Source organism: Microterricola viridarii (assembly GCF_001542775.1).
Lineage (GTDB): Bacteria > Actinomycetota > Actinomycetes > Actinomycetales > Microbacteriaceae > Microterricola > Microterricola viridarii_A.
This window is the reverse complement of the sequence record NZ_CP014145.1, coordinates 2479555-2493677: the sequence shown is the minus strand read 5'-3', so window position 1 is coordinate 2493677 and position 14123 is coordinate 2479555. Positions and strand designations below refer to the sequence as shown.

11 protein-coding genes are annotated in these 14123 nt (G+C 69.2%); 5 read left to right on the top strand and 6 right to left on the bottom strand.

Features of this window, described 5'->3' with window-relative positions:
- Positions 1 to 15 precede the first annotated feature (15 nt).
- From hpaE to AWU67_RS11415, 3 genes are read right to left on the bottom strand one after another with little or no spacing between them, the layout of a single operon-like run.
- Complete coding sequence (gene hpaE / locus AWU67_RS11425; protein ID WP_082716942.1) at positions 16 to 1512, bottom strand: 5-carboxymethyl-2-hydroxymuconate semialdehyde dehydrogenase; 1497 nt, start codon at positions 1510 to 1512, stop codon at positions 16 to 18.
- Positions 1513 to 1517: 5 nt separating this feature from the next.
- Positions 1518 to 2264 carry a GntR family transcriptional regulator gene (locus AWU67_RS11420; RefSeq protein WP_082716941.1) on the bottom strand — a complete coding sequence of 249 codons (747 nt, stop codon included), beginning with the start codon at positions 2262 to 2264 and terminating at the stop codon, positions 1518 to 1520.
- Positions 2261 to 3811, bottom strand: a complete 1551-nt coding sequence (locus AWU67_RS11415; protein ID WP_067229043.1) for a fumarylacetoacetate hydrolase family protein — start codon at positions 3809 to 3811, stop codon at positions 2261 to 2263. The genes AWU67_RS11420 and AWU67_RS11415 overlap by 4 nt, the downstream gene beginning before the upstream one ends.
- A 298-nt stretch (positions 3812 to 4109) precedes the next feature.
- Between AWU67_RS11415 and AWU67_RS11410 the strand changes: the two genes are divergently transcribed.
- The gene (locus tag AWU67_RS11410; RefSeq protein ID WP_129586701.1) at positions 4110 to 4955 is read left to right on the top strand and encodes a DMT family transporter; all 846 of its coding nucleotides are present in this window, start codon (positions 4110 to 4112) and stop codon (positions 4953 to 4955) included.
- A gap of 18 nt (positions 4956 to 4973) precedes the next feature.
- On the opposite strand, the gene AWU67_RS11405 is transcribed toward AWU67_RS11410, so the two are convergent.
- The 3 genes from AWU67_RS11405 to hpaH all read right to left on the bottom strand — a co-directional run bounded on the left by AWU67_RS11405 (position 4974) and on the right by hpaH (position 8451).
- A complete protein-coding gene (locus tag AWU67_RS11405; RefSeq protein WP_234407429.1) occupies positions 4974 to 6551 on the bottom strand; it encodes a thiamine pyrophosphate-binding protein in 1578 nt (525 codons plus the stop codon).
- A 296-nt stretch (positions 6552 to 6847) separates the two neighbouring features.
- Positions 6848 to 7591, bottom strand: a complete 744-nt coding sequence (locus tag AWU67_RS11400; RefSeq protein ID WP_067232641.1) for an HpcH/HpaI aldolase family protein — start codon at positions 7589 to 7591, stop codon at positions 6848 to 6850.
- Between the two features lie 74 nt (positions 7592 to 7665).
- Positions 7666 to 8451, bottom strand: coding sequence for a 2-oxo-hept-4-ene-1,7-dioate hydratase (gene hpaH / locus AWU67_RS11395; protein WP_067229036.1), 786 nt, complete (start codon positions 8449 to 8451; stop codon positions 7666 to 7668).
- A gap of 339 nt (positions 8452 to 8790) precedes the next feature.
- On the opposite strand from hpaH, the gene AWU67_RS11390 reads away from it, so the two are divergent.
- The 4 genes from AWU67_RS11390 to AWU67_RS11375 all read left to right on the top strand — a co-directional run bounded on the left by AWU67_RS11390 (position 8791) and on the right by AWU67_RS11375 (position 14063).
- Positions 8791 to 10329, top strand: coding sequence for an ABC transporter substrate-binding protein (locus AWU67_RS11390; protein WP_067229034.1), 1539 nt, complete (start codon positions 8791 to 8793; stop codon positions 10327 to 10329).
- 76 nt (positions 10330 to 10405) lie between these two features.
- The gene (locus AWU67_RS11385) at positions 10406 to 11347 is read left to right on the top strand and encodes an ABC transporter permease (RefSeq protein WP_067229031.1); all 942 of its coding nucleotides are present in this window, start codon (positions 10406 to 10408) and stop codon (positions 11345 to 11347) included.
- Positions 11344 to 13227: a dipeptide/oligopeptide/nickel ABC transporter permease/ATP-binding protein gene (locus AWU67_RS11380; RefSeq protein ID WP_067229029.1), complete on the top strand. Its 1884-nt coding sequence runs from the start codon at positions 11344 to 11346 to the stop codon at positions 13225 to 13227. Before AWU67_RS11385 ends, AWU67_RS11380 begins: the two co-directional genes overlap by 4 nt.
- Entirely contained in the window at positions 13224 to 14063 is an 840-nt protein-coding gene (locus AWU67_RS11375) for an ABC transporter ATP-binding protein (RefSeq protein WP_067229026.1), read from the top strand. Before AWU67_RS11380 ends, AWU67_RS11375 begins: the two co-directional genes overlap by 4 nt.
- Positions 14064 to 14123: the final 60 nt, after the last annotated feature.

The window sequence follows — 14123 nt, the reverse complement described above, 5'->3', positions numbered from 1 at the left end:
TGACAATGTCGGGGGTTACTTCGCGGTGCCGAAACGCGGCGAGTGGGCCTCGTTGAGCGTGATGTGCACGGCCTGCTGGTCGGTGTAGAAATCGATCGAGCGGTAGCCGCCCTCGTGGCCGAGGCCCGACGCCTTGACGCCGCCGAACGGGGTGCGGAGGTCGCGCACGTTGTTGGAGTTCAGCCAGACCATGCCGGCCTCGACGGACTGCGAGAAGTTGTGCGCGCGCTTGAGGTTGTTCGTCCAGATGTAGGCGGCGAGGCCGTAGCGGGTGTTGTTGGCCAGCTCGAGCGCCTCCTCATCGGTGTCGAAGGGGGTGATCGCCACGACCGGCCCGAAGATCTCCTCCTGGAAGATGCGGGCATCCGGTGCGACGTCGGCGAACACGGTGGGGGCGACGTAGTTGCCGGTCTCCAGCCCCTCGGGGCGGCCGCCGCCGGCGACGAGGCGGGCCTCGGTCTTGCCGATCTCGACGTAGCTCATCACCTTCTCGTAGTGCTCGGGGTGCACGAGCGCGCCGACCTCGGTCTTCGGGTCGTGCGGGTCGCCGACGACGATGTTCTTCGCGCGCTCCGCGTAGCGGGCGACGAAGTCGTCGTAGATCGGGCGCTCGACGAGCACCCGGCTGCCGGCGGTGCAGCGCTCGCCATTCAGCGAGAACACGCCGAACACGGTCGCGTCGAGGGCCGCCTCAATGTCGGCGTCGGCGAAGACGACGGCGGGCGACTTGCCGCCGAGCTCCATCGAGAGGCCCTTGAGGAACGGGGCGGCGTTGCCGAAGATGATCTGGCCGGTGCGGCTCTCGCCGGTGAAGGAGATCAGCGGAACATCGGGGTGCTTGACGAGCGCGTCGCCCGCCTCCTCGCCCAGGCCGTTGACGAGGTTGAAGACGCCGTCGGGCACTCCGGCCTCGCGGAAGATCTCGGCCCAGAGCGATGCGGAGAGCGGCGTGAATTCGGCCGGCTTCAGCACCACCGTGTTGCCGGTGGCGAGGGCAGGGGCGAGCTTCCACGACTCCAGCATGAACGGGGTGTTCCACGGGGTGATCAGGCCGGCGACGCCGATCGGCTTGCGGTTGACGTAGTTCACCTGGCGGCCGGGAACCTTGTAGGTGTCGTCGCGCTGGGCGACGATCAGGTCGGCGAAGAAGCGGAAGTTCTCGGCGGCGCGCTGCGCCTGGCCGAGCGCCTGCGTGATCGGCAGGCCGGTGTCGAAGGTCTCCAGCTCGGCCAGGCGCTGGTCGCGGGCCTCGATCAGGTCGGCGATCTTGTGCAGCACGCGGGAGCGCTGGCGCGGCAGCATCCGCGGCCACGGACCGGACTTGAACGCCCGCTGGGCGGCGGCGACGGCCAGGTCGATGTCGGCCTTCTGGCCGGCTGCGGCCTGCACGTAGCTCTCGTTGGACACTGGGTCGAGCACGTCGAACGTCTCGCCGCCGACGGAGTCGACGAACTGGCCGTCGATGAAGTGCTGGATCTTGCTGGGGAGGTTCTCGGGGATGTAGTGACTCATGGTTTTCATCGCTCCTGTGCGTCGTCGGTGTTCTGGGTGGGAGTGGGGCGCTTGTGCTCGGCCTGGTAGGCGAGCATGGCGTCCAAGGTGCGGGTGCGGTGGGCGCGCGCCGCGAGCTCGATCTCGAGCGCGGCGGCATCCGCCTCGATCAGGCGCAGCAGCTCCTCGTGCTCCTCGACGGAGGCGCGGGCACGGCCGGGCACGAAGCTGAAGCTGGAGTCGCGCAGCACGTTCATGCGGTTCCAGCCGCGGTGCACCAGGTCGAGGATGTGCGGATTGGGGCAGTCCTCGAACAAGACAGAGTGGAACTCGAGGTTGAGTGCGGTGAAGTTACGCGGGTCGAAGTCATTCAGGCACGCGATCATGCGCTCGTTGATGGCCCGGGCGCGCGCGATGTGATCGGCCGTGATGAAGGGCGCCGAGAGGGCGGTGGCCGCGCCCTCGACGATGCTGAGCGTCTGCATGGTGTGCAGGTACTCGGTCTCCTTGATCATGGCGACCTGGGCGCCGACGTTCCGCTCGAAGGTGACAAGGCCCTCGGCCTCGAGCAACCGGATCGCCTCACGCACGGGCACGACGCTGACGTCGAGCTCCTTGGCGATCTGGCCGAGCACCAGGCGGAAGCCCGGCACGTAGCGGCCGTCGTTGATGCGGTCGCGGATGTACTGGTAGGAGCGCTGCGCCTTGCTCAGCGTCGCATCGATTGTGGTGGCGGCGGTGCCGGCATCGGCGGTGGCGGTGGCGTCGCTCATCGCGGTCCCTCCCATTCTGCGTAGCGGGCCTTCCAGCTCGCGTTCATCGGGAACAGGCCATCGACGGGCTCGCCGCCCGCGACCTGCTCGGCCACGTAGGCGTCCTGGCGTTCCTGCTCTGCGGCCTCGGCCACGACCTCGGCCAGCAGCTGCGGCGGGATCACGATGACGCCGTCGCCGTCGCCGACGATGATGTCGCCCGGCTGCACCGCGGCGCCGCCGCAAGCGATGGTCACGTCGACCTCCCACGGCACGTGCCTGCGGCCGAGCACGCTGGGGTGGGCGCCCTGCGAGAACACGGGGATGTCGAACTGGGCGACGGCGTCGAAGTCGCGCACGCCGCCGTCGGTCACGATGCCGGCGGCGCCGCGCACCTGGGCGCGGAGCGCGAGCACGTCGCCGACGGTTCCGGTGCCGCGCTCGCCGCGGGCCTCGACGACGAGCACCTCGCCCGGGTTGACGGTGTCGAAGGCCACCTTCTGGGCGTTGTAGCCGCCGCCGTGGCGCTCGAACAGGTCGGGCCGGAACGGCACGAAGCGGAGCGTCTTGGCGGTGCCGACCATGCGGGTGCCCGTGTGGTTGGAGGAGACGCCCTCGATGAAGATGTCGTGGTAGCCGCGCTTCCGCAGCGACACAGAGAGGGTGGCGACGGCGACGCCGTCGAGCAGCTGCCTGATCTCGTCGGTGAGGACGGATGCCGGCTGCTCGGACACCGTGCCGGACTCGGGCTGCGCGCTCTCGAGCGCGCTGGCCCGGCCGGCGGCGACGGCTGCGGCGTGCTCGGCCTCGCTGCCCCACGCCTCGATGCGCTGCAGGTCGTCGACGGCCGGCTTGCTGCCGAAGTCGCCGAACGCGGCGGTGCCGGCCGTGATCGTGGTCGTGAGGCGGCCGCTGCTCGGGGCGCCAGCGGCATCCGGGGCGTCGACCTCGACCTCGACGACGTCACCGGGCAGCACGACGGAGGAGCCAGCTGGAGTGCCGGTGAGGATCACGTCGCCGGGCTCGAGGGTGAGCAACTGCGACAGGTCGGCGATGAGCTGGCCGAACGGGAAGAGGAGGTCGGCGGTGGTGTCGTTCTGCACCAGCTCGCCGTTGACCCAGGTGCGCACCCGCAGGGCGGCCGGGTCGAGCCCGGCGGCGGGGATGACGCGCGGTCCGAGCGGGGTGAAGCCGTCGCCGCCCTTGGAGCGGAGGTTGGAGCCCTTGTCTGCGGTGCGCAGGTCGTAGACGCCGAAGTCGTTGGCCGCGGTGACGCCGGAGACGGCAGCCCAGCCCTCTGCGGGAGAGACCCGGCGGGTCGTTCGGCCGATGACGAGGGCGATCTCGCCCTCGAAGGCGAGCAGCTCGGTGCCGGCCGGGCGCTCGAGGGTGCCACCGGTGGCGGAGACGGAGCTCGACGGCTTGAGGAAGTAGGACGGCTGCGCCGGTGTGCGCCCGCGCTGGGCGGCCCGGGACGGGTAGTTGAGATGGACCGCGATAATCTTGCCGGGAAGGGGAATCGTTCCGGCGCGGTCAGTGGTGGCCGTGTGGTTCGTGTCTTCTGACATGGACATCCTCGTCGTCGTGGTATTCCAAATGATATACGATCCGGTGGGGATTGCAAGCCCCATTCGGCGCCGTCTTTCCCTTGATCATCGGGTCGCGGCCGGCGCCGCCGATGGGCCTCGGCCCCGCTTTCGGCGTGTTGGCGCACGAGCCTTCGGCGCGCCTTGTTTGCGTAAACATCAACGTCACCTAGAGTGACGGCGGCGCAAGGATCAGCGAAGGAGCGTGAGGCCGAATGAACAGTTCACCCCGGTTCGGAGTGACGATGCGCGGCAGCACCGAGCCGCGGAACCTCACGGCGTGAGCACCGCCGTCCTCCTCGCTGTGCTCGGCGCTGCCCTGCTGCACGGAACCTGGAACGCGATCGCCAAGGCGATTCCGGCGCGTCTCGTCTCCTCGGCCCTGATCGGCCTTGTCTACCTCGTCATCGGGGCGATCGGCTGCGTCCTGCTGCCGTTCCCGCCCGCCGCAGCCTGGCCCTACCTGCTGGTGTCGGCAGCCGTGCAGACGCTCTACCTCGTGTTGCTGACGGCCGCCTACGCGAAATCGGAGTTCGGCAAGACCTATCCACTCACCCGTGGCATCGCCGTGCTCGGTGTCGCATTGATCTCCACGACTCTGCTCGGCGAACGGATGACGCCGCCGCAGTTGGCAGGTGTCGCGGTTGTGGCCGTGTCGTTGCTCGCGCTGTCGTGGACCCCAAAAAGCCGAAACGCCGGGGGTGGCACCCTCATGGCGATCGCCGTCGGTGTCACGATCACCGCCTACTCGGTGATCGACGGCATGGGGGTGCGAGTCGCCGGTGATCCGCTCGGATACGCCGCGTGGCTGTTCCTTGTGCAAGGGGTGACGCTGCCGCTCGTCTGTTTCATGCTCTCGCGGGACCGTTCCGGGATGCTGCGTGACATGCGGACGCATGCGCCGATGGGTGCTCTCGGCGGCATCCTCTCGCTCGTTGCCTACACGATCGTCGTCTGGGCTCAGTCGATCGCGCCGCTCGCCGTCGTGTCTGCGCTGCGCGAGACCGGTGTGCTCGCCGCCGGCGTGATCGGCTACTTCGTGTTCCGCGAGCGATTCAGCCCCTGGCGGCTGACCGCGACGGTTGTCGCGGTCAGCGGCATCGTCGCCATCCGGCTCGGCGGCTGATGCCCGAACCAGGCAGGGCTACTTCGTGCGCGTGTTGAACGCGTACACCTCTTCTTGGTACGGCGCCACGATGGTGCTGGAGACCCGGCAGTCCAGCACGAAGGTGCCCGTTCCGTCGGCGGCGAGCCATTGCTCGAACTCGGCGAGGTCACCGAGCGAGCGGATGACGCTGCCGCGCGCGCCGAGGGCCCGGCCGAGCGCGGCGAAGTCGGCCTGCTCGATGCGCATGGCCGTCTGGTCGAGGCCGAGCCGCCCATACAGGTGCACCTCTGCTCCGTAGACGGCGTCGTTCCAGACCACGATGATCGCGCGCCCCGCGGTGCGGATCACCGAGTCCAGGTCGGCGAGGGCCATCAGCCCGCCGCCGTCGCCGGTCGTGACGACCAGGGTGGAGTCGGGGAGGGCGCGTGCGGCGCCGACCGCGCTCGGGAACCCGAGGCCGATGGTCTGGAACGCGGTGCCGACCATCATCATCCGGTTGGGGCTGGCGACCGGCCAATACATGTTCGCCCAGCCGATGAAGTGGCCGCCGTCGGAGACGACGACGCGGTCCTCCGGCAGTAGCTCGGCAAGGCGGGTGGCGACCCGTCGCGGATCGAGCAGCCCGTCGGGCAGCTCGACCTCGCCGGCCGGACGCGCGCGCAGGCTGCCGTCGGCCAGCCCGGCGAGCGACTCGCGCCAGCCGGACGGGGCCGAGCCGAGGCGCTCGATGCGCGCAGCGATGGCCTCGACGCTGAGCCGGGCGTCGCCGCGCACGAATTGAGTCACGGCGGGGTGCGCGCGCTCCTCGTCGTCGATGCGGATGACGACGGTGCCCGGTGTGAGCAGTGCGCCGAACTGCAGCGTGAACTGGTTCAGACCGGCGCCGACGACGAGCACGACGTCGGCGGTGCCGACCAGGTGCATCGCCTCCTCCTGGCCGAAGCCACCGGTGACGCCGAGGTCGTACTCGGAACGCGCGAAGAGGCCGCGGCCGAGGGCGGTGCTGGCGGTGACGGCGCCGGTCAGGTCGGCGAGGCGGCCGAGTGCGTCGGCGGCGCCGGCGAGCCAGGCTCCGCGGCCGGCCAGGATGAACGGGCGCTTCGCCGCCGCGAGGGCTGCCGCAGCGGCATCCGTGTCGAGGTTGTCGGCCCGGATCGGCGTCGGCAGGGCGAGGGGGCGCAGCGGCGCCGTGTCGGTGGCCGGGGCGGAGGCGAGGTTGTAGGGGATGGCGAGCACGACGGGCACACGGCCGGCGAGGGCGCGCTCGACGGCGCGGGTGGTCTGCTCCGCGGCATCCGCCGCGGTCACGACGAGCGTCTCGGCGCCGATCGAGCGTGCGAACGCGGCCTGGTCGATGTCCCAGGGGCGCGGGCCGGCCGTCGGGGCGTCACCGACGACGAGCACCAGCGGGATGCGGGCCTGGGCCGCCTCGGCCAGCGAGGTGGCGGCGTTGGTGAAGCCGGCGCCGTAGGTGGTTGTGGCCACGGCGAGGCCGCCGCCGGCGCGATAGTAGGCGTCGGCGGCGGCCACGCTGGCCGTCTCGTGCCGCACGGCGGTGAAGCGCAGGCCCGCCCGGCCGAGGGCGTCGATGAAGTAGGCGTTGCCGTTGCCCATCACGCCGAACACCTCGGTGGCGTGCGGGGCGAGGGCCTCGGCGATGCGCCCGGAGACGGTGGCGGGGCGGCAGGCGTTGCGGCCGGGCTCGCGGGAGAAATGGCGTCGGCGGTCGACAGAGCGTTCATGATGTTCCTTGAGTCATATTGCGGGTTTTCGAAGTCCGTATATGTCTCACGAGGAATGCGCTGCGGTGCGTATCTTCGCTCAGTGTCCCTTTTGAGAACACGACGGCTGGGCCGTCTGACGCGTCTACTCTAAAGCACACGGCCGCCTGTGTGGTGCGCGGGCGCTGGCTAGTAGCTGGCGCGCTCGCCGGGGGCCGCGTCATCCGCCGGAATGTAGCGGGCGGCGAGAGCCTCGGAAGAGCGGGCGAGCAGCGCGACGTCTGCGCCGACGGATACGAAGTCGGCGCCGGCAGCGAGGTAGCGGTCGGCCGTGGCCGGGGCGAAGGCGTTGACGCCGACCGGTTTGCCGAGCTCGGTCGCGACGCGGATGCAGTGCTCGACTGCCGCGACGACATCCGGGTGCTCCTGCTGCCCGAGCACGCCCATCGACGCAGCCAGGTCGGAGGGGCCGATGAAGAGGCCGTCCACACCGTCGACGGCGGCGATCGCGGCCACATTCTCGACGGCGGCCGCCGTCTCGATCTGTACGAACAGCGAGACGAGCTCGTTCGCCCGATCCAGGTAGCCGTCGATCCGGTTCCAGCGCGCGGAGCGCGCCAAGGCCGAGCCGACGCCGCGCACGCCGAGCGGGGGATACCGCATGGCGCGTACCAGCTCCTCGGCCTGGGCCGCGCTGTTGACCATGGGCACGAGCAGGTTCTTCGCGCCGAGGTCGAGCAGCTGCTTGATGAGCACGGTGTCGCCGATCGGGGCGCGCACGAGCGGCGCCACCGGGTACGGCGCGACGGCCTGCAGCTGCGCGAGCACGGACTCCAAGCCGTTGGGGCTGTGCTCGGCATCGATGAGCAGCCAGTCGACGCCGCTGCCTGCGCAGATCTCGGCGACGAGCGGGCTGCCGGAGCACACCCACAGCCCGATCTGCGGCCGGGTCTCGGCGGCCAGCACGGCCGCGAGCGTCGGCTCGGTGCCCGGCGCCCTGTGCTCTCCTACTCGAAGCGACACGTGATCGCCCCCAACTGTCCGTAGTCGGCGTGGATCGTGTCGCCGCGCTCCACCCACATCGGGCGGGTGAACGAGCCGGCCAGCACGATGTCGCCGGCCGCGAGGCTGGAGCCGTGCTGGGCGAGCTTGTTGGCCAGCCAGGCGACGCCGTTGGCCGGGTGGTTCAGCACGGCGGCGGCCACGCCGGACTCCTCGATGGTCTGGTTGCGGTACAGCAGCGCGCCGACCCAGCGCAGGTCGACGGCATCCGGCTTCACCGGGTTGCCGCCGATCACCATCGCGCCCATCGCCGCATTGTCTGAGATGGTGTCGACGATGGTGCGGCCGGCCATCTCGATGTGCGAGTTGAGGATCTCCAGGGCCGGGATCACATAGTCGGTCGCCGAGAGCACATCGAAGATGGTGCAGTTCGGGCCGCTCAACGGCTTGGCCAGCACGAAGGCGAGCTCCACCTCGATGCGCACGTTGGAGAAGTTGTCGAACGGGATGCTCGAGCCGTTCTCGTAGACCATGTCGTCGAAGATCACTCCGTAGTCGGGCTCGGTGATGCCCGTCGCGACCTGCATCACCTTGGAGGTGAGCCCGATCTTGCGACCGACCAGGCAGCTGCCCGACTCGATCTTGCGCTCTGCCCAGAGGTTCTGCACCGCGTAGGCGTCCTCGACGCTCATGCCGGGGTTGCGAGCGGTGAGCAGCGGAACAATGCTGCGCGTGCGATCGGCCTCGAAGAGTTCGTCGGCGATCGCGGTGATCTGAGAGGGTTCCAGCACTGGGCACCATTCCTTTGTCGGGGACTGCCTTGTCGATGACTACCCTGTGATCGTATACGATGCCCCGCCCCGGCGGGAAGAGCCGCGGGCACCCGCGTGAATCCGCCCGGAAAACCTTCGCGAATCCGCCCGGAAAAGTCGGAGTTGTCTTTCTTGTCAACAACTGTAGAATTACCCGCACGGCACAGTGGAGTGTCGGCGATGCTCCTCACCGAATGAGGTCGCTTGCCCGGCATCCTGTTGAGTCTTTGCGCGACGGCGCACCGTAGGTCGAGCTGTGCACGGTATCGATCTCTCCCTTGTTACACCCCTTGCCCCGGTAACCGAGAGAAGACAGAGATGAAAAAGGCAACGATCGCGGCGGTCATCACCGCCAGCGCACTCGTGCTCACCGCCTGCAGCGGCGGCACGAGCACAGACTCCGGCACAGACGCTGCGGGCGGCGACGCCGTCAAGGCATTGAGCATCGGCAACTTCCTCGACATCACGTCGTGGGACCCGGCCCTCGCCGACATCGGCTTCGACGGCCCCTACCTGTCGGCCATCTACGACCCCCTGCTCACCGTCGACGGCGACGGCCAGCCCCAGCCGGCCCTCGCCACCGACTGGGAGGTGTCAGACGACTTCAAGACCATCACGATGAACCTCCGCACCGACGCCGAGTTCTCCAACGGCGAGGCGTTCAACGCCGACGTCGCGGTGCAGAGCCTGGACTACCTCAAGGCCGGCGTGCGCTCGCAGGAGGCCTTCCAGAAGGTGGAGAGCTTCGAGGCCGTCGACGAAGACACCATCGCGATCCACCTCACGCAGCGCGACGACACGATCCTCTACTTCATGGGGCTCGGCCGCAGCTACATGATGGCGCCGGAGGCAATGACTGCCGGCACGCTCGCCGAGACGCCCGTCGGCTCCGGCCCGTACACCCTCGGTGACGCGTCGATCCCGGGCGCGGAGTACCACTTCGACAAGGTCGCCGGGCACTGGGCGTCTGCCGATTTCCCCTTCGACCCGCTCACCGTCACGCCGCTCTCTGACGCAACCGCCATGCTCAACGGCATGGAGGGAGGCCAGTTCAACCTCATCTACGGCGACAAGACCGGCATGGACATGGCGCCGGACAACGACTGGAACGTCAGCTCCGGCCTGTCCATGTGGGTCGGCCTGCAGTTCAGCGACCGCGTCGGCGCGACCGAGATGGGCAAGCCGCTCGGTGATGTGCGAGTGCGCCAGGCGCTGAACTACGCCTTCGATGGCCAGCAGATGGTCGACACGATCGGTCAGGGGGTTGGCGTCGCAACCAACCAGGTGTTCCCCGCCGAGACCGCCGGTTACGTCAAGGCACTCAACGACATCCACAAGCCGAGCATGGACAAGGCGAAGGCTCTGCTGGCCGAGGCCGGCTACGCCGACGGATTCGATGTGACGATGCCGATGGCGCCGCCGTTCCAGCCGTGGCAGGCCATTGTCGAGCAGACGTTCGGCGAGCTCGGCATCCGGGTCACCTTCAAGGAGACCGACTTCATGCAGTACATGTCGGTCGCCCCGGAGTACCCGATGTTCGTCGCCGTGATCGCGATGGACGCCAACCCGGTCGCCACGGTCGAGCGCCAGATCGCGAAGCCGCAGTGGTACAACCCGAACCCGGGCATTGCGGAGTTCCCCGAGATCCAGAAGCAGATCGACGTCGTCTTCTCGGCGGAGCCGGGTGACGCCCAGACGGCAGAGATCGAGAAGCTCAACACCCTCGTGACCGAGCAGGCGTTCTTCTCGGTGTGGAGCCAGTCGACGAACACCTACATCTCCACCTCGGACTTCACCGTGACCCCGGTCGTCGGAATGATGTTCCCGACGCTGCGGCAGATCAAGGTCGTGGGCTAGCAACGACGGGGCGGGGCCGCGTGCTGCGCGGCCCCGCCCTCCCCGTTCCACACCCGACTCGATCCAGGAAGAACCGATGCTCACCTTCACCCTCAAGCGGCTCCTCTCCGGGGTGGTGCTCCTGTTCGCGGTGGCGACAGCGACGTTCTTCCTCGCCTACGCCGCGATCCCAGACCCCACCCTCGGCCTCCTCGGCAGCGCGGCGACGCCGGAGGCTCAGGCCGCCCTCGCCGCGAAGATCGGCACCGACCGGCCCGTGCTCGTGCAGTACATCGACTGGCTCGCCAACATGGTGCAGGGCGACTTCGGCACCTCGTGGAAGAACTTCCAGCCGGTCGGCAAGCAGATCGGCCTGAAACTGCCGGTCACGCTCTCCGTCGTGATCGTGTCGATCCTGCTCTCTGCCCTGCTGGGCGGGGTGCTCGGCGTCATCGCCGGCCTCCGGCCGAACACCTGGATCGACAAGGTCGTCAAGGCCGGTGCCGTCATCCTCTTCGCCCTTCCCGGATTCTGGGTCGCGCTCGTGCTCGTGATGACCTTTGCCGTGCAGCTCAAATGGTTCCCGGCTGTCGGATTCGTGCAGCCATCGGAATCCATTCCCGGCTGGCTGCAGTCGATCACGCTGCCGGCGATCTCGCTCGCCCTCGGCGCGATCGTGATGATCGCCGAGCAGCTGCGGAACGCGATCATCCAGGCCGACAGCCAGGACTACATGCGCACGCTGCGCAGCCGCGGCTTGCCCGGCTGGCGGATCGTCGTGCACCTGCTGCGCAACTCCGCCCCGGCCTCGCTGACGATCCTCGCCCTCATGTTCGTCGGGCTCCTCTCTGGCGCCATCATCGTGGAGCAGATCTTCGCGCTGCCCGGCATTGGGCCGCTGACGCTCTCCTCCTCGCAGAACGGCGACATCCCGATGCTGCTCGGAATCACAGTGATCACTGTGATCTTCGTCGTCGTCATCAACTTCCTGCTCGACATCCTGCTCGGCTGGGTCAACCCGAAGGCGCGTGTGAAATGACATCCCCACTCACCGACAACATCGGCACCGCCGCAGTGGACACCCGCGGCGGGCGCCGCAGCGCCGTGTTCGTGCGCTTCCTGCAGCGGCCGGCCGGGGCGATCTCGTTCGGCGTCCTGCTGCTCATCGTGCTCGTCGCGGTGCTCGCCCCGCTGCTCGCGCCGCACGACCCCAACCTCGTCGACCTCTCCCAGACGCGCGCGCTGCCGAGTCCCGAGCACCCGCTCGGCGGCGACAGCACAGGGCGTGACGTGCTCAGCCGACTCATCTGGGGCACCCAGCTCACGCTCTGGGGGGCGCTCGTCGCGATCTTCGTGGCCATCGGGATCGGTGTGCCGTCAGGGCTCGCGGCCGGCTACTTCGGCGGCGCGACCGACCGCACCGGCACCTGGATCAGCGACGCGCTGCAGTCGGTGCCCGGCATGGTCATCCTGCTCATCGTCGGCGCGAACACCGGCAACAACTTCGACCTGCTCATGGTCACCATCGGTGTGTTCATGGCACCGGGCTACTTCCGCCTCACCCGCTCCACCGTGCTCGCCATCCGCAACGAGGTGTACGTCGACGCGGCGAAGGTGTCCGGGCTCTCCGACGCCCGCATCATGGGGCGCCACGTCATCCGGCAGGTCTACGCGCCGCTCATCATCCAGTCGGCGTTGACCGCCGGCATGGCGATGGGCATGCAGGCCGGGCTGCAGTTCCTCGGCATCGGCGGCGGAACGACGCCGGGCTGGGGCGCGATGATGAACGAGGGTTTCCGGGTGATGCGCACCGACCCGCTGCTGCTGCTCTGGCCATCGCTCGCGCTCGGCATCTCGATCGCCGCGCTCGCGGTGCTCGGATCCACGCTCGCCGACGTCATCAGCGTGAAGACGCCGACGATCTCCCGCCGGAAGCGCCGCGCGCTGGCCGCGCAGCGCTCGGCGCGGCACGGGGCAGAGGCGATGAACACGGCCACGGGCTCGATCTCGCACGAGGCGGTCGACTCGGTGGTGCGGATCGAGAACCTCCGCGTCAGCTACGAGACCCCCCGCGGACCCGTCGAGGTGGTGCACGGCATCACCCTCGACGTCGCCCCCGGCGAGGTGCTCGGCATCGTCGGGGAGTCAGGATCGGGCAAGTCGCAGACGGTGTTCTCGATGCTCGACCTGCTGCCCAAGGCCGGCCAGTACACCGCGGACTCGATCTGGATCGGCGGCCAGGACGTCACATCGCTCGGCCGCAAGGAGCGCGCACGCCGGCTCGGCCACGAGATCGGCTACGTGCCACAGGAGCCGATGACGAACCTGGACCCCTCGTTCACGATCGGCCACCAGCTCACCGAGCCGTTGCGCAGCGTGCATGGCATGAGCCGTGCCGACGCGAAGGCACGCGCGCTCGCGATGCTCGAGCGCGTCGGGATCGCCGACCCCGCCCGCCTGATGCGCTCCTACCCCCACGAGCTCTCCGGCGGCATGGCCCAGCGCGTGCTCATCGCCGGCGCGATCGGCGGCAAGCCGTCTGTGCTGGTCGCCGACGAGCCGACCACGGCCCTCGACGTGACGGTGCAGGCCGAGGTGCTCGAGCTGCTGCGCGAGCTGCAGCAGGAGTACCGGATGGCGCTCGTCATCGTCACCCACAACTTCGGCGTCGTCGCCGACATCTGCGACCGCGTCGTCGTGATGCGCAACGGCTCCATCGAGGAGATCGGGTCTGCCGCCCAGATCTTCTCTGCGCCGGAGAGCGCATACACCCGCGCGCTCATCGCCGCGTCGCTCGACGGGGCAGAGAGCCGCTCCGCTCTGGACGCGGCACACGACGCACGGTCTGCACGGGCTGACGCCCACCATGACGAAACGGATGCCTCGACCGAGGCGGATCTGAAGGAGGTGCGCGTATGAGCGCGACCGACAAGCCCCTGCTCGAGGTGTCCGACCTCGTCGTCGACTACGGCACGCGGCGCAAGCCCGTGCGTGTGCTGCACGAGGTGTCCCTCACGGTGAACGCCGGCGAGTGCCTCGGCCTGGTCGGCGAGTCCGGGTCAGGCAAATCCACCCTCGGCAAGGCCGTTCTCGGGCTGGTGCCGGTGGCCGGCGGCCGGATCAGCTTCGACGGTCGCGACATCACCCACGCGAAACGGCGTGAGCGGCGCGAGCTCGCCGCCGACATCCAGGTGGTGTTCCAAGACCCGTACGGTTCGCTGGACCCGCTGATGACGGTCGGGGATATCCTCGCCGAGCCGCTTGCCACCGCCGGCACGGGTCGGCGCGAGGCGAAGGCCGCGGTCGCCGAGATGTTGGACAGGGTCGAGCTGCCCTCGCACGTGCTCGACCGCTACCCGAGCGAGTTCTCCGGCGGCCAGCGGCAGCGCATCGCGATCGCCAGGGCGCTCGTGCGCCGTCCGAAGCTCATCATCTGCGACGAGCCTGTCAGCGCGCTTGACCTCACTACTCAGGCGACGATCCTCGACCTGCTGATCGAGCTGCAGCGCGACACCGGGGTCTCCTACCTCTTCGTCTCGCACGACCTGGGCGTCGTGCGCCGGGTCTGCCACCGGGTGGCCGTGATGTACCGCGGCAACCTCGTCGAGACCGGCGACGGCGAGCAGGTCACCCGGGCGCCGGAGCACCCGTACAGCACCCGCCTGCTGATGGCCTCTCCCGTGGCCGACCCGGTCGGGCAGGCCGAGCGCCGCCGGGCCTGGCTGGAGCTACGGCAGGAGCAGGCGGCCGTGTGATCACAGCCCCGGGGTGGGCACGTCGAACGACGTGCCCACCCCGGGGCTTCGTCATGCCGG